Source organism: Prosthecobacter sp., assembly GCF_046154365.1.
GTDB lineage: Bacteria > Verrucomicrobiota > Verrucomicrobiia > Verrucomicrobiales > Verrucomicrobiaceae > Prosthecobacter.
Genome location: NZ_JBJXFV010000089.1, coordinates 15,307 through 35,920 on the forward strand (window position 1 = coordinate 15,307; position 20,614 = coordinate 35,920).

Consider the following 20,614-nt stretch of genomic DNA (forward strand, 5'->3'; position numbering starts at 1 on the left):
CAGGTCACTCTCGTGCTTGGATGATGAAATCAAAGATCTGGCCGTAGCGTTTGCCGTCGAGCGTGATGTCCATGGGGACCATCTGCACACCTGTGGGCAGTTTGTCGGCATTAGGGATGAGTTTGACCTTGAAGCTCTGGCGCGATTTCGGGCCGACGGTGCCTTCGAGTACGGCGGGATTGGCTTTGAGGCCGGGCGGAAGTTGGAGAGCGACTCGATGCTGTTGCGGCGTGTCGCGGAAGTTGCGCACGGTGATGTTGACCTCGGCTGGCTGCGCGACATCGACACGATACGGGTAAGCGCTAACCCAATAGGGATCGTAGCCGTATTCATAGTTCGCGTCGGGCAGCAGGGCCTTGTATTTGCGGATCGCTCGGAGCGCCCAGTCATGAAAGCGATCCACAAAGGCGGCAGGCTCGGTCATGAGCACGCCGTGCGCGCCCATGATGATGTCGGGCTGGAGTTTTTGCAGGCACTTTGCCGCCACGAGGTAGCCTTCCTCGATGATGGCGCTGTTGCGGGCGTTGACGCATTCGTGGCCGTTCTGCGCAGGATCGCTGGGATCGCCGAAGAGGTTGTCGCCGGTGAAGACGATCTTCTTGCCGTCGAGTTCGAGCCAGAGCGCGTTTCCAAACTCAGTCTGGCCGGGCATCCAGTCGATGTGCAGCTTGTAGCCTTCCCATTCGATCACGTCGCCCGCTTTGAGGATGCGGTCGATCTTTGCCTTCTCGAAACCGGCGTTGTAAGCGCCGATCATCGCTGGGTAGTCGTAGAAGCGCGGGTTCTCGCATTTGTCGGCGATGGTGTCCATCGTCCAGAACTTCACACCGTGATCTTTGAGCGCGGGGAAGAGCGTGAAGTGATCGCCATGCGAGTGCGAGATCCAGCACGCGTCGATTTGCTTCAGGCCGAGGTGCTCCTTCATGTCGCTGATGATGCGCTCCAGCACGAGCTTTGGGAACAGGCCGCAGTCCAGCAGCAATCCGTGGCCGCTGTCCGCGATGATCATGGCAAAATTCTTCCCTGCCATCTCCGGGCCGAACATGTAAAGGTGCGGCGTCACCTGCACGATGTAGTGCGCCTTGGTCGGTTGCGTGGCCGGATGCGGGCCGCGTTTGGACAATGTATCGACTGGATAGCCGCGAATGTAATCGGGACGAAAACTCACAAGCTTCTGGTGATAGGTCTCCAACTGCTTCGTGGCATCGAGAATGACCGGTCCCTGCGATGGAAGAGCTGTCTCAATGCCCAATGCAGCAAGCTTTTGCACCGATGCGGTGAGCGCATCGAGGCCCTTGGCGAAGCCGTAGTCCCACTCGGTGTCGAACCAGTTCGTCATCTTCGCGCCGTCATGCATCACACCGCCGGTGCAGGCCAGCGTTCGGCCATCGTGTTTGATGACAAAGCTCATGCCGCCGGGGGAATGTCCCGGCGTGCTCACGCAGGTGATGTCGAAGCCGTTCCAGGTGAACACCTCGCCATCCGCAAGCACGCGGTCGATCTTCACCGGCACGGCAGGTGGGCGCACATAGCTCGCGCCATGTACACTGAACTTGTCGCCGAGACGCGGATGCCATTTGCGAAACGAGAGCGGGCTTTCGAGCACTTCCTTCTCATCCGCCGAAGCCGCGACCTTCGTGACCGTACGATCCAGCTTCGGTGCTCCCTGGCACAGTTCGCGATGATGATCCGTGAGCAGCACCCACTCGACTCGCTTCACGCCAATCTCGGTCAGGTGCTTCAAAACGCTACCGTCGCCCAGATTGATGACCAGCGCGGCGTCCTCGTGCTTCAGCACATAGACATTGCAGGTGTCCTGCCAGAGCTGCACGCCCGGCACCGGTTGCTGGAACTCGGCGAGTGCGAGGCTTTGCAGGATGAGGAGTGTAGTGATGAGGCGAATCATGCAGCTACCAACGTCGCGAATGGGTGATTCGCTTCAATCTCACTCCATCACCGCAAACTCTGACGAGAACCGCACGGTCTGGCAGAGTGATCACGGCGATGGGCGGTCATCCGTGAGCGGCTTTCATGAACTTCTTGCCGCCGTGTTGGCGATGGGCTAGCCTCGTTTCATCATGAGCCAGACTGTTCAACTCACCGTGCCAATGCCTGCCAGGCTGGCGAAGCTGCGTTTCCCGAAGGCGCTGGATGACCGGCTGCATCACCTGCTGTATGAGCAGGGACGCAAAGGCCGGCTGACCGCAGCCGAACGCAAAGAGGCCGAGGGGTTGGCGCAGATGGCGAGCATGCTCTCCATCCTGAAACTGGGAGCGCAGGTGAAGGCCGGGAAGGTGTAGCGCCATGGCTGTGCCCGCCAGTCTCCGCCGACGCGTGACGGTGCGTGCGAAGCACCGCTGCGAATACTGCGGTCTCTCACAGTTCGGACAGGCGGCGACCTTTCATCTGGATCATGTGGTGCCCGTCGTTGCCGGAGGTGCGGCGGTGTTGGACAACCTCGCGCTGGCCTGCATCCACTGCTCGCTGAGAAAGGGAGCGCGACAAGTGGCGCTCGATCCCAAGACTGGCCGGACAGTGCGCTTGTTTCATCCACGCGAGCAGCAGTGGAATCATCATTTTCGATGGGCTGGCAATGAACTGGTGGGCATCACCGCCATCGGCAGGGCCACGTTGGAGACGCTGGCGCTCAACAGCCCGGAGCATCGGATCATTCGTTCCTTTGAAAGCCTGCTCGGGAGGCATCCGCCGCCGGGGCATGTGTGAGAGGCCGACTATTACTCCGTTCATGCCACAGAGGCGTCACGATAGCGTCATCGCCTGAGTTCACTCATCACCGCCAGCGTCATCGCTTTGACGCCAAAGGTGATGGAGGGCGCGGCTTCGGGGCGATAGAACGGCGAGTGCAGACTGGGGAGGATTTCGCCGGTCGTCTTGGCCTTCTCGACTTTCTCGGGGGCGACGGTGCCGAGCCAGGCGAGGAACACGGGGATCTTGTCGGGCGTCATCGTGTAGCGGGAGAAGTCTTCGCCGGCCATGGTGGTCTTGCGTTCGATGATGCTGGCCTTGCCAAACGCATCCGCCCAGACTTGGCTCACGCGTGCGGTGAGTGTCGGATCATTGAACAACGATGGTGTGCCGGGGCCGGACAGTGTGATCTCAGGCAGCAGGTTTTCCGGCAGACCGGCGGCGATGCCGAGGCCGCGGCAGATGCGCTTGATTGACGCCAGCACCTTCTCGCGCGTCGCGGCGCTGGTGGTGCGCACGGTGAGGCCGAGTTCGACCTTGTCCGGGATGATGTTGTGCTTGGTGCCGCCGTTGAACTTCCCGACGGTGATCACGACGGGCTCCACGGGCGGCAACTCGCGACTGTCGATGGTTTGCAGCGCCAGTACAATCTGCGATGCGAGCACGATGGGGGCTTTGGTCGTGTCCGGCATCGCGCCATGACCGCCGACGCCTTTCACCACGATGTCCACCGTGTCCGTGCTCGCGGTGGCCGGACCGCTGGTGACACCGAACGTGCCGACCGTCAGCCCCGCATCACAATGCAGCGCCAGACACACGTCGGGCTTCGGGAAGCGCTCGAACAAACCGTCCTTGATCATCGCCAGCGCACCCATGCCGCGCTCCTCGGCGGGTTGCGCGATGAAGACCAGCGTGCCCTGCCACTTGTCCTTCGAAGCTGCGAGCGCCCGCGCCGCGCCGAGCCAGCAGGTCATGTGCATGTCGTGTCCGCACGCGTGCATCACGGAGACATCGTTGCCTGCATCGTCCTTGGTGGTCGTCTTGCTAATGTAAGGCACTGAGCCGATCTCGCGCACTGGCAGACCATCCAAATCCGTGCGCACAAGCACCGTTCTGCCTGGGCCGTTCTGCAACACGGCCACGACGCCAAAGCCGCCGACTTTCTCCGTGACTTCAAAGCCTGCCGCGCGGATCTCCTGCGCCATGCGTGCGCTCGTCTGCTCTTCATGAAACGACAGCTCCGGGTTCGCATGCAGATGCTCGTAGAGTTGAATCAACGACGGCCGCTGTCCTTCGATGAAGGTGTCGATGGGATCTGCGGCATGCAGGCTGACGGTGGCGAGGAGGGCAAGGGCGAGCGGCTTGAGGCGGAGATGGTGAACGTTCATGGTGCTTCGTTCTTGGTTCCTGGTTCTAGCGGCTGCGTCATGGCCTGGAGGGCGGTTTCTTTGCCGTAGGCGGTGACGACATCGCCTGCTTTGATCAAATCATCGCGGCTGGGGATGCCGGGGTGCGTTTCGCCGTCGCGTTTGATGGCGAGGATGACGACACCGCGATCCCATGGGCGAGATTCGCGCAAGGAGCGTCCGGCAAGGAAGGTGTCCGGCAGGATTTCGATCTCGGAGACGACGTAGCCGTGCTGGATGCGCAGCAGCAGCTCGTAATCGAGGGCGCGTACCATGCCTGTGCGTTCCAGCGTGTGCTGGATGACGTGATCGAGCACTTTTTGAAACCAGCTCAGGCGTGAAACGAACAGCAGCAGCAGCAAGCCGCCGATGAGCCAGGCGAGCATGAGCATCGTGTCGCCGCCGGAGCCGCTTTGCAGCAGGGTGACGATGAGCGTGGCAAGCGCGGAGGTGAGGCCGACGTTGCCGGCGAGAATGAGATCGCGGATGATGCGGCGGCGCACCGGGTGGTTCACGACGAGTTCGGCTTCCTTCGTGGTGAAGCCGACGCCGAAGAACGCGGAGTAGGCCTGGAAGCTGGCCGTGTCCCAACTGATGCCGGTCATCATCAGCGCCGTCGATCCCACGCGTACCGCAAGCAACGAGACGAGGGCGATGACGAGCAGGGCGATGACGGGAGCGACCATGAACTTGAGTTTAAAGTTTCAGGTTCAATGTTCAAAGTTCAGCGTTCAATGTTCAAAGATGCTTCTCGCTGATGGATTTGTCGTGGTCGTAGATCTGTTCCTTGGTCTGCTTGCCCTTCATATCCCAGTAGCGGTTGAGGCCGTGACGCTGACCGTGGTCGAAGTTGGTTTCAGCGGACTGCTGGCCGTTGTCCCACCATTCCTTCATCACGCCGTGCATCTTGCCGTTCTGGTAAGGGTATTCGCCCGCCGTCTTGCCGTTGGAGTGCTTGTTGCGCACGAGGCCGGTGTAGGGTTTGCCTTTGTAGTTCGCTTCTTTGCCGTCATTGAGCATCTCGACATCCTTGTCGGCGAAATCGACTTCGGCGGGTTGTTTTTCGCAGGCGGAGAGGCAGAGCGCGCAGAGTAGGAGAGTTAGGAGGTGCTTCATGAGTGCAGCTTGGAGGTGGAGAAGGAGATTTCAACACTGGCACAAAGCACAATGATATACTTTGCCCCCAGCGCATTTTTTCGAGGAGGGCTTCGCTGAAGCCCTCGGCGCGGCAGCCGATGACAGGAGTCTTGCAACAGGTGGATTTGCCCCAGGTTGTTGACACGACAAAGCAGCATTCTGTTATTGCTCAAACAGAGCCTGACATGGCAGCATCAGGGAATGATGAAACGCCTCTCCACGATTCTCGTCCTGACATTGATTTCATGCAGTTCGCTGCTTCACGGCCAGGAGGCGGCAAAGCCGGGTGACTGGTCGGTTCATGTTTATCGCTATCCTGCGACGGGGCTTATAGGTGGCTTTGTCTCCAGCGAGCATGGACAGCTCACTCCACCCTCGCTGACTGACGCCAACGCCAAGGAGGCAGACATCATCGCCTTCATGAAGCGTTCGCACTTTGTACTGGATCAGCATTTGAAGGCCGCAGGCATCACTCTGCCTCCAGGATCACTCGCCGTGTTTGATCCAAAGAACAAAACCCTCGCTTTGCGCAGCACACGTCTGGCACACGAACGCATGGCGGCCCTCGCAGCACAGGCGGAACGCAGCATGCCACGCCATGTGAACTGTGGTGTTCAGATCATTGAGGCCGACGTTTCGTCTGTCCGCGAAGCGGTTAAAAAAATCACTACACAGACCGATCATGCCGCCGCATTGACACTGCTCGAAGCGCTGGCAACGCAAGGAAAGGCCACTCATGTCGGCAGCCTGCGTCTGGAAACCAAGAGCGGCACACGAGCCACGGTGCATCGCGGTGAAGGGCGGCTGTACTTCTCCGAAGTCGATGTGGACGAAGCGAAACGCTCCAACACGGCGATGGAAGAACGCCGTGCTGGCACCATTCTGGAACTTGAACCCGTCATCGGTGCCGATGGCGAAACTTTGGAGCTGACGGTGTCTCTGGAGCATCACCATGGCCCACCGCTGGAGCATTGGGACAAGATCAGCGCCACTGGCGACCGCTTGGTGGAGACACCCAACATCGACTTCCATCTCGCTCATGTGACCACTGGCGTCACGATGCTCAGCGGCATGACCAAGCTGCTCGGCATCTGGCGACCCGAAGGCAACAAAGAGCCGGAGCGTGCGAACCATCTGCAAGCAGCATTCCTCACGGCTCACATCGTCACGCTGCTGCCTGCGCTTGATGCACGCGTGGAGCAGTTGCTCAAACAGCATGGCGAGCAGGTCGAGAAAACGCCCGCGGCACCACCACCAGAGCCGCCGGGTGCCACGAAAGGCATCATCACCCGCAGCTTCCACATCACGGAAGATTTGTTGACGATGCGTAGCGCTGAGCCGGCAGCTCCATCGGATCCGTTTGCCGCTGGCGGTGCCCCCGCACCGATGGCGAATGAATCACGCCTGACCATGCGCATCACCGCGCTGGAGATTTTGAAATCCAAGGGCATTCCCTTCCCCGAAGGCTCCTCCGCCAACTACACGCCGAGCACGGGCGAGTTGCTGGTGCGCAACACTGCGGAAAACATGAAGCTGGTGGAAGCATTCATCGCCTCCATCAAACAGTATGCGCCACGCAATGTCATGATGACCGTTCACGTCATCGAGGCGGACGCCTCAACCATCCGTAAATTGGAGCAAAGCACCGCCGCCACCACGGACCACACGGCAGCATGGCAGGCCATTGAACAAGATGCGGCCCAGAACAAAGTCAAAATACTGCGCTCCGCCTTGATCGAGACCAAATCGGGAACGCGCTGCCAGTTCGTCACCGGCCGTGAGTTTATCTATGTGACGGGTGCGGAAACCGGCACCCTGGAAAACAAGTCCACCAACACTGCCGCGGCCAACGGCAGCGACAAGGATGCCAAAACCACCCATGTCACCAACATCATGGTTGCGAACGGTGGCACCGCGCACTTTTCACCGGCGATGGAAATGCGTCAGGTCGGCCTGCGCTTCGAGATCGAACCAACCTTTAACCATGATGTGTCAACCGTTGAGCTGACCTACAGCCTCGAATACGACTATGCCGAGCCAGTCGTTAATGAAGCCGCCCCGCAGCCGGATGCGAAGACGATTCGCCCGCTGAACCGCAATCTTCAGTTTCATCAGGCCCAGCTGACCACCGCCACCACCATGGCCGATGGCACCAGCCGCTTGCTCGGCATCTGGAAACCCGAAGGCCCCGCCGAACTCGACAAGGCGGATGTCCTGCAAGCCGCGTTTCTGAGCCTCGACGTCGTGCCCGTGGAGCGTTCAAAGAAGCCGTGACAAGCGTGTTGAGCGTCGCACGAGAAGCGTAGGCCGGATGTGTTCGGCGCGTTGCGGCTTATGCACGCATGCAGCTTCCTTCGCCGAACTATCCGGCTGGTTGGGAGACGCGGGAGTCCGCCCACCTCGAAGCCGCCGGATAGTTTGGCGAAGGTAGCCTGGGAGCATGCCGGCCTTCATCCGCCAAACACATCCGGCCAACGGAGCCTTGGTCCGAGCGCTCCTACCTCACATCGCCCCCGGCAGCGGCTCTTGTTCTGGCAGCGTGATCGTTCCAGTCGGAGCCGTGCCGACACCTTTGCCCAGACGACCGCTGTAGAGGTCGATGGCGCGTTTGGCGATGATGTCGATCACCGCCGGTTGCAGCGTGCGGGCGGCGACGTTGGAGACGGCCATGCTGGCCCACATGATGGGGGATTTGAAACGCAGCACTTGCCACACGGGCAGCAGGCGCTTGTACCACTTGTTCGCGGTCTGCATCTTCTCATGCGTGGCGATCTTGTGGGTCATCTCCCACGTTTTGATCGCCGTGCTGGCGCTGACATCGACGAGGCGGCCAATCGAGCGTGTCTGCAAAAAATCCGTCACATCCATCGCCGCGAGATGCACGGCACGCGAGAACTGGCTCAGGCCCGGCGCGAGCAGCGCCTCCTGTTTTCCCGGATGATAGATCGCCGCAATCTCCCGCACGAGCCGCGGCACCTCATCGACCAGCGGCGGCATCCATTCGGGATTGAGGTTCTTCTGCCAGCGCAGGCGTTTTTTGCACTCCTCCACGGCGGCATGCGCTTTTTCATCGGCGATGCCGCATTCGGGAAACACGTAGCTGGCCAGCGCATGCCGTGCGGCGCGCAGATCGGCCACGAAGCGCAGCATCTTCCACAGCACCAGCGTCGCTGCACCGACGAGGATTCCGGCGAGAAAAGTCAGGATGTAGCTCCAAGGCATGCAGACACCGGAGAGCACCGCAGGCGGAGTGTCAAGACAACGAACGGTGAGAACGCACGCACTCATATGTCGATGACCTTGGCCCACCCCTCACCCAGCCTCTCCCCGAAGCATGCTGATGAGCAATGAGAGCATGGGGCGGGGAGAGGAGGAACATCGTGAGGCGGCCTGAAATCGTTATTGAAAGCGAAAGCGCTTCTCCTCTCCCCGTCGAGGACATGGATTGTTTCAGTCGTAGTCTTCGGGGAGAGGCCGGGTGAGGGGCAACGCCCAACGCCGTGACTCGACATCATGGATACAACCGTCCTGAAACTGTGAAACTTGGCGGGAGAGGCGGCTTGCAGCAGCGGAATGACACGCCATAGATGCGCCCCTCACCATGTCCTCCATTTTCGAACTCTTTTCTCTCCAAGGCAAAACCGCCGTCGTCATCGGCGGCACGGGCGAACTCTGTGGCGCGGTCGCGGAAGGCTTTGCCTCCGCCGGCGCGGAAGTCGTGCTCGTCGGCCGTGATCAATCGAAGGCGGACAAACGGCTCGAAACCATCCAAGCCGCCGGTGGACAGGCGTATTTCGTTTCCGCCGATGCGAGCCGCAAAGCCGACTTGCAAATCCTGCTCGATCAGGTGCTGGAGCGTTCCGGCGGCTGCCACATCCTCGTCAACGGTGCCGGCGTGAACTCCGCCACGCCGTTCCTCGACATTGCTGAAGATGAGTACGACCGGATCATGAACATCAACACCAAGGCCGTGTTTCTGGCCTGCCAGGTGTTCGGCAAACATTTCGTCGAGGAGAAAGTCGCCGCTTCCATCATCAATCTCGGCTCCATGTCTGGTCTGCTGCCGCTGAGCCGCGTGTTCACCTACTCGATGAGCAAGGGAGCCGTCCACAATCTCAGCAAGAACCTCGCCCGCGAATGGGCACCGCTCGGCATCCGTGTGAACACGCTCGTTCCGGGCTTCTTCCCCGCCGAGCAGAACAAGAAAGTGCTCACACCTGACCGCGTTGCCAAAATCATGGGCCACACGCCGATGAATCGCTTTGGCGAAGCCAAGGAACTCGTCGCCGCGGCGCTGCTGCTCGCAGGCGCTGGTGGCTCGTTCATCACCGGCCATGAGATGGTCGTGGATGGCGGGTATTCGTCGATGACGATCTGAGGCATGCTTCGCGGAGCCAGGCGCTTCGGTGGAGTTGAAAATGACGAAAACCGAATCACGAATGAAGAAAGAATGACCAAGTTCGAATGACGAACTCGTTCCGCAAAGCGAGCACTTCGGACTTAGGCATTGGGATTTAATTCGTCATTCGGATTTCTGCATTCGTCATTCTGGCCTCCAAACGCTCACTCAGACGATTTCGCGTTTCTTCAGTCCACGACGATAAAAAGCCCCCACGTCGCCCGTTCAGGCCAGTGGTAAGACCTCTAACCACATGACTTTTTCAGCCATCAAGCCGCAGCGCAGCCTCGTCGAGGAGGTGTGTGCGCGCATCGCTGCGGAAATCCGCGATGAGATCACGGTGGGCGACGGCTGGCTGCCGCCGGAGCGTGATCTGGCACTCAAGCTCGGTGTGAGCCGTCCGGTGGTGCGCGAGGCGACGAAGCGGCTGGAACTCCAAGGACTGCTCGAAGTGAAGCACGGCGTGGGCACCAAGGTCGTGGACAAGCTGCACAAGCCGCTGAACGGCTCGCTGGCGCTGCTGATTCCCGATGACAAGGAGCGGCTGCGTCAGCTCATCCAAGTGCGTTTCATGCTGGAGCCGGAAAATGCACGCCTCGCTGCTGAGAACGCCAGTGCGGTGCAGATTCGCAAGCTGCGCACGGCGTTGAAGCAGCTTGAGGACGCAGTTGATTTTGAAACGGCTGTGGCGGCTGACATGACGTTTCATCGCGTGCTGGCGGCGGCCTCGGGCAATCAAATCGCCACGCTGCTGCTGCATTCGCTCTCTGAATTGATTCAAACGAGCCTCAGTCGTGGCTACAGCCGCACTTCGACGGCGAATGCGGTGCGCCAGCATGCCGCTGTGCTCAGCGCCATTGAGAAGCGTGATCCCGCTGCCGCCGCGAAGGCCATGCGCGAGCATTTGATCACCGCCGAGGCCGATCTAGCGCTGCCGAAGCCTAAACAAGCATCCCGAGCATGAATACGTTCCATCACAGCTTTTCCGTTGGCCCCTCACCCCTGCCCTCTCCCCGAATGAGAGCTAGGATGATAACGAATCGCTGTGTCGGGGAGAGGGAGATCAGATTCGAGCCGCCGCTCAGCGGAACTCCTCTCCCCGTCACTGATAAGACTGCGAGCAAGGTTTACTTCGGGGAGAGGTTGGGTGAGGGGGCGGGCCGCAGCCGCAATCTAGGATCGAATGTGCTCGTTCTCTCCTCACTTCTGCTCGCAACCACCAGCACGTTTGCCGTCGAATCCGATGCCTCAAAGCTGTTTCACGAGCAGGTGGCGCCGATCTTGGTGAAGAACTGCATCGAGTGCCACAACGACGTGACGACCAAGGGCAGCCTGAACATGGAGACGCTGGCCGAGGTGCTCAAAGGCGGCGAAGACGGCCCCGCCATCGTTCCAGGCAAGGCGCAGGAGTCGCCGTTGTATTTGATGATCGTGCCGGAATCCCCCGGTGATAAACCGGAGATGCCGAAGAAGAAAGCCGCACTGACCTCTGCTGAAACGGATCTCATCAAACGCTGGATCGACATGGGCGCTGCGTGGCCGCAGGAGATCGTGCTCAAGGAGAAACCGAAGGGTGGCATCACGCACTGGTCGCTTCAGCCGCTCAAGGCGTCGAAGCATGGCTCCATCGACGCATTTATTGCCGAGAAGCTCAAAGTGAAGGGTCTTGCGATGAATCCGCCTGCGGATGCGCGGACTTTCATTCGTCGGGCGAGCTTTGATTTGATCGGACTGCCGCCGACGCCGGAGGAGGTGCGGGAGTTTGTGGGAGAATGTGAGCGGGAGACTCAAGTGCTCAGTGCTCAGTTCTCAGTGCTCAGAAAAGACACCGGAAGCACAGTTGATAAAACTGAGCACTCGGCACTTAGCACTGAGCACTTTCCTCCGACGGCCCCAACCGCAGTCGAACGTCTGATCAACAGACTGCTGGACAGTCCGCGCTACGGCGAGCGCTGGGCGCGGCATTGGCTGGACGTGGTGCGGTTTGCGGAGAGCCACGGCTTTGAAATGAACCGGGCGCGGGCGAATGCGTGGCCGTATCGGGATTATGTCATTCGTTCGCTCAATGCGGACAAGCCGTATGACCAGTTCGTGCGGGAGCAGATTGCCGGAGATCAGCTTGGCGCGGACGAGGGCACGGGATTCCTCGTGGCGGGGGCGTGGGATCAGGTGAAGGGCCAGGACCCGGCGTTGCGGGCAAATCAACGGGCGGATGAGATGCATGATCTCGTGAGCACGACCGGCAGCACGTTTCTCGGACTCACGATTGGCTGTGCCCGCTGTCATGATCACAAGTTCGATCCGGTGTTGCAGACGGATTACTACCGTGTGAGGGCCATCTTTGAGGGCGTGCAGCATGCGGAGCGTGAACTCCGACCGACGGATGCGGAGGAACGGCAAAAGAAGGCGGACGGCGTGAGATTGGAGATCGCAGCGATTGATGCGACGCTGGCGCGATTCCAACCAAAGACGCAGCTCACGAAACGTGTGCTGGTGGACGATGATCTGCCGCCACCGACGAAACCGGACGCGATTGGCTGCGTGCAGATCGAGCAGCCGACGAATGGAAAGCCGATTGAGTATTCGCCGGGCGCGGAGTTCGGGCAGGCATCTGATGCGGGCGACTCGACGCGATTGCCGAATCTCGGCGAGAGCTATCGCTACTGGAAGGCGGAGAAGGATGAAGCGGAGAAGGATTTCTTTTCGTGGAATCCGCGTGTTGTTGGGAAACAACGCCTCTGGCTGTCCTGGGGTGCGTGGACGACGCATGCGAAGGATGCGCGCTACATTCTCGACTTGGATGGCGACGCGAACACGAAGGACGATCAACAGGAGATCGCCGTGGTGGATCAGAGCAAGTTCGCGGATGGTAGCGGAGCGATTCCAGAGCAAAAGCGCTGGAGCGGCTTCAAGTATGCGGGAACGCATGCGCTGGCGGCGGAATCCATCGTCATCCTGCGCAGCGGCAAGCTCGGCGGGCCGACGGTGGCGGATGCGGTGCTGTTTGAGGCAGCGGATGAGGCCAAACCGGCTTCACAGCCGCATTTGCGCGCGCCGGTGACGCATCTGGCGAATCGCGAGAGCTTTGATGCGGTGAATGCGAAGTTCGTGCGCTTCACGATCCACGCGACGATTGGCGGACAGCCGTGCATTGATGAGCTGGAGGTCTTTGCTGGCGGCAAGAACGTCGCGCTGTCGAGTCACGGAGCCAAGGTGACGGCTTCGGATGTTTTTGCCGATGGTGCGAACTCGATTCACCAGATCGCGCACGCGAATGACGGTCTGTATGGCAACGCGAAGAGCTGGATCGCGAGAGGAGCCAAGGGCTGGCTGCAACTCGAACTGCCGCGTGAGGAGATGATCAGCAGCGTGGTTTGGAGCCGAGATCGCGCCGAAAAGGGCAAGGCTTATCAAGATCGTATCCCCACGGATTATCTGGTCGAGGTTTCGATGGATGGGAAAGCATGGCAGGCGGTGGCTTCGTCGGCGGATCGGCTGACGGCGGATTATCGAGAGCGCATTCGTGATGTTCCGACCTTGAGCGGTGTGTCCGGCGACAATGCGGCTGAGGTGAGAAAGCACAGCGAGCGGCGTGCAGTGCTGCAACGTGAGATGAAGGGGTTGACGAGCTTTCCCATGGCTTATCTCGGCAAGTTTGAGCAGCCGGGGGCGACGTTTCGTCTGCATCGCGGCGATCCGATGACGCCGAAGGAGGAGATTGCGCCGGGAGCGCTGTCGCAGCTCGGTGCGAAGCTCGATTTGGCAAAAGACACGCCTGAATCGGAGCGGCGCATGGCGTTGGCGAAGTGGCTGACAGATCCGCAGAATCTGCTGACGGCGCGGGTGATGGTGAATCGTGTCTGGCACTATCATTTCGGCACGGGCATCGTCGATACGCCGAGCGATCTCGGCTTCAATGGCGGCAAGCCGTCGCATCCCGAGCTGCTGGACTGGCTGGCGGCGGAGTTTATGAAGCGCGACTGGAGTTTGAAGGAGATGCATCGGCTCATCATGAACTCGGCGGCGTATCGGCAGTCGAGCACGGCGAATGAGGCCGGGATGAAGGCGGATTCGGGTGCGCGGCTGCTGTGGCGCTTTCCGACGCGGCGCATCGAGGCGGAGCCGTTGCGGGACACGATTCTGGCGGTGAGCGGTGTGCTGGATCTGACGATGGGTGGGCCGGGATTCGATCTGTTTGATGCGAATGACAATTATGTGAAGGTGTACCAGTCGAAGCAGGAGTTCGGCACGGACACGTTCCGGCGCATGATTTATCAGAGCAAGCCACGCGTGCAGCTCGATGACACGTTTGGTGCGTTTGATGTGCCGGACGCGGGTCAGATCGCCCCACGGCGCACGTCGAGCACGACACCGCTGCAGGCGTTGAATTTTCTAAACAGCACGTTTGCGATGCAGCAGGCTGGTTTGTTCGCACAACGGCTCGGAAAAGAGGCGGGGGCGGCGGCGCAAGTGCGGCGGGCGTTTCAACTGGCCTACCAGCGTGAGCCGCGTGCAGATGAGCTGAGCGCGTCCACGAAACTGATTGCCGAGCACGGACTGGCGATGTTTTGCCGGGCGCTGTTCAACACGAGCGAGTTCATGACCCTTTACTGATTCCTGCCATGCAAAATCATCTTCTCTCACGTCGCACTTTTTTGAATCAAAGCGTCAGCGGGCTGGGCAGCATCGCTTTGACCTCGTTGCTGGCGCAGAAGGGGCTGCTGGCGAATGATTCGATTCGTCCGCTGATCGATCCGGCACGGCCGTATGCGCCGCGACCGCCGCATTTTGCGCCACGGGCGAAGAATGTGATCATGGTGTTCTGCTCGGGCGCGATCAGCCATGTGGACACGTTTGATTACAAGCCGGAGCTGGTGAAGCGGCATGGCATGCCGCTGCCGGGCGCGGCGGATTTGATCACGTTTCAAGGAGCGCAGGGGAATCTGGTGAAGCCGTTGTGGGAGTTCAAGCCGCGCGGGCAAAGCGGCAAGATGATCAGCGATTTGGTGCCGAACATTGCCGAGATGGCGGATGAGATGTGTTTCATCCATTCGATGACGGCGAAGTCGAACACGCATGGTCCGGCGGAGAATCAGATGAGCACCGGGTTCATCCTCGATGGCTTTCCGGGCATCGGCTCGTGGGTGACGTATGCGCTGGGCTCGGAGTGCGATGACATGCCGGCGTTTGTGGCGATCCCTGATCCGCGTGGCGTGCCGCAGAGCGGTTCGCGGCATTGGAACTCGGCGTTTTTGCCGGCGGTGTTTCAAGGCACGGCGTTCAATGCGAGCAAGCCGATCCCGAATTTGCTGCGGCCGACGAGCGTGAGTGAAGCGGCGGATCGTGGCACGCGTGATCTCGTGAATCTGCTCAATCGTCGGCAGGCGGAGGAGCATCCGGGCGACAGCGATCTGGCGGCACGCATTGCGTCGTATGAACTGGCAGCGCGGATGCAGATCGCCGCGTCGGAAGTCGGCAACATGTCGAACGAGAGCAAGGCGACGCTGGATCTTTACGGCGTGAACGACAGCAACGAGACCAAGGCCGGGTTTGCGAAGAACTGCCTGCTGGCGCGGCGCTTGATCGAGCGCGGGGTGCGGTTTGTGCAGCTTTTTAACGGCTCCTACGCGATGGGCGAGGGCGTGGGCAACTGGGACGGGCACAAGACGATCGAGAAACAGTATGCGGTGCATGCGCCGATCCTTGACCAGCCGGTGGCGGGACTGCTGCGTGATTTAAAAGCGCGTGGATTGATGCAGGACACGCTGGTGGCGTTTGTGACGGAGTTTGGCCGCATGCCGACGTTTCAGAAGGGCGCGAATGGGCGTGATCACAATCCAAAGGGTTTTACCGTTTGGCTGGCGGGCGCAGGCGTGAAAAAGGCGTTCAGCTATGGGGCGACGGATGAATTTGGCTATCAGGCCGCCGAGAATGTGAGCACGATTTACGATCTGCATGCGACGATTTTGCACCTACTGGGCATCGACCACGAGCGGCTGAGCTACTACAACAACGGCATCGAACGGCGGCTGACGGACGTGCATGGGCACGTGATCAAGGACGTGCTGGGGTGAGTGCTCATGCGGCGCTGAGGGCCTCGCGCGCCACGAGCATGGCGCTGGAGCGGTTTTCGACGCCGAGTTTTTCAAAGATGTGCTGGGCGTGCTTTTTGATGTTGGCCACGCTGGTGTCGAGGATGGTGGCGATTTCGGCGTTGCCTTTGCCTTGTGCGAGCCACAGCATCACTTCGGCTTCTCTGGGCGTGAGGCCGAGGCGCTCCAGGGGTTTGGCGGAATCAAACACGGGCTGGGTGATACTTTGCAGCTCACGCACGCGACGGAGCCGGGTCTCGATGGCGCAGAGCAGCTCCTGCACGGTGAAGGGCTTCGGCAGGTAATCGTCCGCGCCGAGATTCATGCCGGTGCGGATGTCTTCGGCGCTGCCGCGGGCGGTGAGGAAGATGAAGGGTGCGGCGGCGGTGGCGGGATCGCTGCGCAGGCTGCTCAACACGCCATGGCCATTCATGCCGGGCATGGAGACGTCACAGAGAATGATGGTGGGGCGGTGCAGACGCGCTTGGGCGAGACCTTCGGTGCCGTTGGCCGCTTCGAGGACGTGGTAGCCTTTGAGCCGCAGAGCGGTGACGATGCTGCGGCGCATCTGGGCTTCGTCTTCAATCACGAGGAGGGTGGTGAGCATGGAGTGGTGAGGGGGAGGTAGAAGGGAATGCGGCAGACAAATGCAGCGCCGCCCTGGGGCAGATTGTTCACGGTGATGGTGCCACCGAGCGCGTCTGCGCAGCGCTTGACGATGGCGAGGCCGAGGCCGGTGCCAGGGATGCCCTCCGTGCCTGCACCACGATGGAAGGAGGTGAAGAGGCGAGGAAGGTCGTCCGGGTGAATGCCGGGGCCTTCGTCACTGACGGTGAAGATGATGCTGCTACCGTCGCGTGAGAGCTGGAGCGTGACGTGTGAGCCTGCGGGCGAGTATTTCACGGCGTTGCCGAGCAGATTGGTGAGGACGGTGCGCAGCATTAGCTCATCGCTGGTGCCTTGCGTTGCGTCGGCGATATTGTGAAGGCTGATGGTGCAGCGGTGGGCGGTGGCAGAGAGGACTTCATGGATGATGCGGCGGCAGAACATCTCAGCATCGAGCGCAGCAGGGCGGGGACTGGCGGTTTCAGCACGGCCGAGGCTGAGAGCCTGCTCGACGAGGTCATTCATGCGGCCGACGGCGTCGCTGATGGCACGGAGCTGCTCAGCGCGCTCGGCGGGCTGCATTTCCTGCTCAAGGGACTCCAGCATGCTGGCGGAGAAGAGGATCATGCCTAGCGGGGTGCGGAACTCATGGGAGATCATGTTCACGAAGCTGCTCTTGAGGCTGTTGAGTTCACGCTCGTGGTCCAGGGCGGTGCGGAGCTGCTGCTCTAGCGCTGTGAGCGTGGTGAGCGCGTCCCGCAGCTCCTGGGTGCGCTCACGGATGCGCTGCTCGAGTGAGGCGTTCGCCAGCATGATGTCTGCCTGTGCCTGCTCCGCGGTGACACGGGCACGGGCCTGCGCCAGCACGAGCAGGGAGAGCAGGCTGCTGATGATGCCACCGGTGATGAGTGTGATGCCGGAGGTTTTAATGTCTTCGTCAAAAAAGGTGGGCAAGGGGGTGACGGTAAAGCGCCAGCGTAGGCCGGCGCCTTGGATTTCCAGCGGCTCGTACAGCGACTCTTGCGGCGGGAGGGGGACGTCTTCATCGAGCGGTGTGATGCGCACTTGCACCGGTGCCGCCGCGTCACGCACACCTTGCCAAAAACGCTCCTCATGAATGATGGCAGTGAACAACCGATGCCCGTTGTGCGGCCAGGCACTGCCCTGGGGCCAGGAGGCCGCGTTGTTGCTTTCAGGGAGGCTAAAGAGAAAGCGTGTGGGGCCGGGAGAGTTCGGCAGAGGGCGCAGATTCCGCACGGAGGTGATGACACCTTCACGAAGGGTGCGCTGGAGCGCGGCGGACACGCCAGGCAGTGTCAGGGCGTTGATGGTCGGCGTTTCGCCAAAGCCGAGTTCTGGCACAGACGAATTCACGAGTCGCAACTGCGGTGCGCCGGCGGCGTTCGTTTCGCTGAGCACATCCAACCAGCCAAGTGAGGCTACTGATCCAGCCGGAGTGGAGCGGCGGAACTCATTGAGCGTCTCGACGAGATGACGCGAATTGTCCGGTGACTTTTCCAGCAGGATGCGACTGAAGCGGACAGCCTGATCGAGCCGCTGGCTCTCACGCAGCACGGCATCGTGCGCCCGATTGACCTGCGAGGAAAAACGGGTGTCGAGCAGCCAGCGCTCGTCACTTCGATTGAGCAGCCAGAGTGCCAGTGTGGCCAGCAGCGACACCACGAGAGTCCCGCCTGCCATGTAAGCAGGCGGGAGGGCAGCGAAGCGCGTGTGGCGTTTGGCCTGGTTGGTTAGCGGCGGCATGACACACGCGGAAGATGACCGTGCATGGCGCATGCTACAAGCCTGTAGCCCGCCGCATTCTCCCAAAGTGGAAAACCAAGTGCGTGCGTGCGGAGGTCGGCAATGAGAGAACTGCGGGGCTTTCGATACAACCAACAACCCACGAGCATTCACATGAGGACAACGCATTGGAAACACATCACGGCTGGACTTGCGGTCTGGCTTGGAATCGCGGCGCAAACGCTGCCGCTCATGGCGCAAACTGTGACGATCACGGTGACGCCCACGACTTCATCCCAACCTGTCGGTGGCGGGCGCACCCTCACGGCGCAGGTCACCGGAGCCACCAATCCTGCCGTCGCTTGGTCGATCAAAGGCGGGCAGCAGTATGGCATCGGCAGCATCTCGGTCGTGGGAGCCAATAGCTGCGTGTATTGGGCACCGCTGGCCATTCCGGCAGGCGGCACGGTGACGGTGACGGCCACGAGCGTCGAAAGTCCCGCCGTGTCAGCGAGTTGCGTCGTTTCGATACGCAATCAAATCCCCTGGCTCACGGCAGTGACGCCGAATCCCATCACCGCCGGACCGGTGACGCTGACGGTGACGGGCAGCCGCTTTGTGACCGGCGCGGTGGTGTCACTCAATGGTAAGGCGCTGACCACGACCTTTGTCTCGGCCACGCAACTGACCGCGCAAGGCAATGCGACGGCGGCGGATGCCATCAATGGGTCCATCACCGTGGCCAATCCGGGGCCGAGTGCGGTATCAACGCCGTTCAAGCTCACTTCCGCGGTGAACGTGACGGTGAGCCTCACGCCAACGTCCACGACGCTGCAAGCTGGCGGCTCGGCGCAGTTTCAGGGCAGTGCTGCGGGTGCGGCGGACACTTCGGTCACCTATTCAATCGTCGGAGCGACGGATGGATCGCTGGGGACGATCTCGGCAGCGGGTCTTTATACAGCGCCGTCGATTCTGCCGCTGGCTGGAGCGGTGACGGTGCAGGCGACCGCGGTGGCCGATCCAGCGAAGAGTGCGAAGGCGGTGATCAGCTTCCAAGACCCCGAGGCGGTCAAGATCGGCCGCTTTCTGGAGCAGACGAGCACCGCACCCACGCCGCAGACCATCGCGGCGGTGAAGCAGGCGGGCCTGGAGGCTTACCTCGACCAGCAGTTGAGCATGCCTGAGTCCACCTGGGGTGACGCAGCCACTGCCACGCGGCAGAGCGTGACAGCGACGTATTTCTACAACCTGACGAACGGTCAGGACCAGCTCCGCCAGCGCACGCTGTATGCCCTCACGCAGATCTATGTCTGCTCGATGGTGAAAAACACCAACGGCGACCAATGGGTGCCGTGGCTGCAACTGCTGAGCCGCAATGCCTTTGGCAACTTCCGCACGCTCATCAAGGAAGTCACGCTCAGTCCCACCATGGCCATCATGCTCGACCTTGCCAACAGCTCGAAGCAGACCGCCACGAACGCGCCGAATGAAAACTATGCACGCGAACTCATGCAGCTCTTCACCATCGGCCTCGTCATGCTCAATGAGGACGGCACCGTGAAGCTGGATGCACAGGGCCAGACGATCCCGACCTACGACCAGACCACCGTGCGCGAGATGGCACGAGCGTTGACCGGCTGGACCTACCCCACACCGCCCGGCGGCCCGTACAAGCTGATGAATCCGAGCTACTATCCCGGCGTGTTGGAGCCACGCCCCACGCTGCATGACACCGGAGCCAAGACTCTCGTCAACGATGTCGCGGTGCCCGCAGGTCAGAGCACGGAGCAGGACCTGGAGTCCGTGGTGGACGCGGTGTTTCTCCATCCGAACACGCCGCCCTTCATCTGCCAGCGTCTCATCCGCTCCCTCGTCATGAGCCATCCCAGCCCGGCGTATGTGAGTGACATCGTGCAGGTCTTCAAGAATGACGGCAGCGGCACGCGTGGCAACCTGAAGGCCGTCATTCGCGCCATCATCATGCATCCCGCAGCCCGCAATGACAGCTCCCAGGAAGTCACGCAGGGCCGTCTGCGCACACCGGTGCAGCATTGGTTTGGCTTTATGCGCACGCTCGGCTTCCCGCTCGCCACGAACAATGTCTATGGCTACGAGTTTATCGGTATGGGCGAGGCCGCACTCGCGCCGCCCTCGGTCTTCGGCAATTATGCGCAGCTCTACCGCCTGCCTGGCACCGGCATCACTGCGCCGGAGTTCCAAATTTGCAGCGCTGCGGAGATCGTGAACCGCGCGAACAGCCTCTACCAGTTCCTCAACAACTATAACAACGACATCAGTGCCTGGGTCAATCTTGCCGCCGATCCAGCGACGCTCGTCGGTGCGGTGGATCGCACGCTGCTCTTTGGCCGCATGTCGCCAGAACTCCGGGGGACCGTCTTGGAGGCAGTGCAAAAGACTGCTGACCTGCGCACCCGTGCCATCACCGCACTCTACCTCACGCTCATGGATGGCGAATTTCTCATCCAACGCTGAACTCACCCACCGCAGATACTTTTGAACTCAAC

At 60.8% G+C, this 20,614-nt stretch carries 15 protein-coding genes; 8 read left to right on the forward strand and 7 right to left on the reverse strand.

Annotated elements, in window-relative coordinates:
• Window positions 1–4: 4 nt before the first annotated feature.
• On the reverse strand, window positions 5–1,906 hold the full coding sequence (locus ACKVY0_RS11510) for an MBL fold metallo-hydrolase (protein WP_409214963.1): 1,902 nt from the start codon (window positions 1,904–1,906) through the stop codon (window positions 5–7).
• A gap of 172 nt (window positions 1,907–2,078) precedes the next feature.
• Between ACKVY0_RS11510 and ACKVY0_RS11515 the strand changes: the two genes are divergently transcribed.
• On the forward strand, window positions 2,079–2,300 hold the full coding sequence (locus ACKVY0_RS11515) for a hypothetical protein (RefSeq protein ID WP_409214964.1): 222 nt from the start codon (window positions 2,079–2,081) through the stop codon (window positions 2,298–2,300).
• 4 nt (window positions 2,301–2,304) lie between these two features.
• The gene (locus ACKVY0_RS11520) at window positions 2,305–2,724 is read left to right on the forward strand and encodes an HNH endonuclease (protein ID WP_409214965.1); all 420 of its coding nucleotides are present in this window, start codon (window positions 2,305–2,307) and stop codon (window positions 2,722–2,724) included.
• A 47-nt stretch (window positions 2,725–2,771) separates the two neighbouring features.
• On the opposite strand, the gene ACKVY0_RS11525 is transcribed toward ACKVY0_RS11520, so the two are convergent.
• Genes ACKVY0_RS11525 through ACKVY0_RS11535 form a run of 3 tightly spaced genes read right to left on the reverse strand, consistent with a single transcriptional unit; the run spans window position 2,772 to window position 5,228 of the window.
• Complete coding sequence (locus ACKVY0_RS11525) at window positions 2,772–4,094, reverse strand: M20 family metallopeptidase (RefSeq protein WP_409214966.1); 1,323 nt, start codon at window positions 4,092–4,094, stop codon at window positions 2,772–2,774.
• Window positions 4,091–4,798, reverse strand: coding sequence for a cation:proton antiporter regulatory subunit (locus ACKVY0_RS11530; protein WP_409214967.1), 708 nt, complete (start codon window positions 4,796–4,798; stop codon window positions 4,091–4,093). Before ACKVY0_RS11530 ends, ACKVY0_RS11525 begins: the two co-directional genes overlap by 4 nt.
• A gap of 52 nt (window positions 4,799–4,850) precedes the next feature.
• A complete protein-coding gene (locus ACKVY0_RS11535) occupies window positions 4,851–5,228 on the reverse strand; it encodes a toxin-antitoxin system YwqK family antitoxin (RefSeq protein ID WP_409214968.1) in 378 nt (125 codons plus the stop codon).
• Between the two features lie 225 nt (window positions 5,229–5,453).
• Between ACKVY0_RS11535 and ACKVY0_RS11540 the strand changes: the two genes are divergently transcribed.
• The gene (locus tag ACKVY0_RS11540) at window positions 5,454–7,523 is read left to right on the forward strand and encodes a hypothetical protein (RefSeq protein ID WP_409214969.1); all 2,070 of its coding nucleotides are present in this window, start codon (window positions 5,454–5,456) and stop codon (window positions 7,521–7,523) included.
• 228 nt (window positions 7,524–7,751) lie between these two features.
• Here ACKVY0_RS11540 and ACKVY0_RS11545 read toward each other — a convergent pair whose 3' ends face one another.
• Entirely contained in the window at window positions 7,752–8,537 is a 786-nt protein-coding gene (locus ACKVY0_RS11545; protein WP_409214970.1) for a hypothetical protein, read from the reverse strand.
• Between the two features lie 313 nt (window positions 8,538–8,850).
• Between ACKVY0_RS11545 and ACKVY0_RS11550 the strand changes: the two genes are divergently transcribed.
• From ACKVY0_RS11550 to ACKVY0_RS11565, 4 genes are all read left to right on the forward strand, one after another.
• On the forward strand, window positions 8,851–9,627 hold the full coding sequence (locus ACKVY0_RS11550) for an SDR family oxidoreductase (RefSeq protein WP_409214971.1): 777 nt from the start codon (window positions 8,851–8,853) through the stop codon (window positions 9,625–9,627).
• Between the two features lie 274 nt (window positions 9,628–9,901).
• Entirely contained in the window at window positions 9,902–10,612 is a 711-nt protein-coding gene (locus ACKVY0_RS11555) for a FadR/GntR family transcriptional regulator (protein WP_409214972.1), read from the forward strand.
• Window positions 10,613–10,833: 221 nt separating this feature from the next.
• A complete protein-coding gene (locus ACKVY0_RS11560; protein ID WP_409214973.1) occupies window positions 10,834–14,262 on the forward strand; it encodes a DUF1553 domain-containing protein in 3,429 nt (1,142 codons plus the stop codon).
• Between the two features lie 8 nt (window positions 14,263–14,270).
• Window positions 14,271–15,722, forward strand: coding sequence for a DUF1501 domain-containing protein (locus tag ACKVY0_RS11565; RefSeq protein WP_409214974.1), 1,452 nt, complete (start codon window positions 14,271–14,273; stop codon window positions 15,720–15,722).
• A gap of 4 nt (window positions 15,723–15,726) precedes the next feature.
• Here the strand turns inward: ACKVY0_RS11565 and ACKVY0_RS11570 are convergent, their stop codons facing one another.
• Window positions 15,727–16,347 (reverse strand): response regulator, encoded by a 621-nt coding sequence (locus ACKVY0_RS11570; protein WP_409214975.1) that lies wholly within the window; start codon window positions 16,345–16,347, stop codon window positions 15,727–15,729.
• Window positions 16,326–18,110: a sensor histidine kinase gene (locus tag ACKVY0_RS11575; protein WP_409214976.1), complete on the reverse strand. Its 1,785-nt coding sequence runs from the start codon at window positions 18,108–18,110 to the stop codon at window positions 16,326–16,328. The genes ACKVY0_RS11570 and ACKVY0_RS11575 overlap by 22 nt, the downstream gene beginning before the upstream one ends.
• A gap of 153 nt (window positions 18,111–18,263) precedes the next feature.
• On the opposite strand from ACKVY0_RS11575, the gene ACKVY0_RS11580 reads away from it, so the two are divergent.
• Entirely contained in the window at window positions 18,264–20,582 is a 2,319-nt protein-coding gene (locus ACKVY0_RS11580) for a DUF1800 family protein (RefSeq protein ID WP_409214977.1), read from the forward strand.
• Window positions 20,583–20,614: the final 32 nt, after the last annotated feature.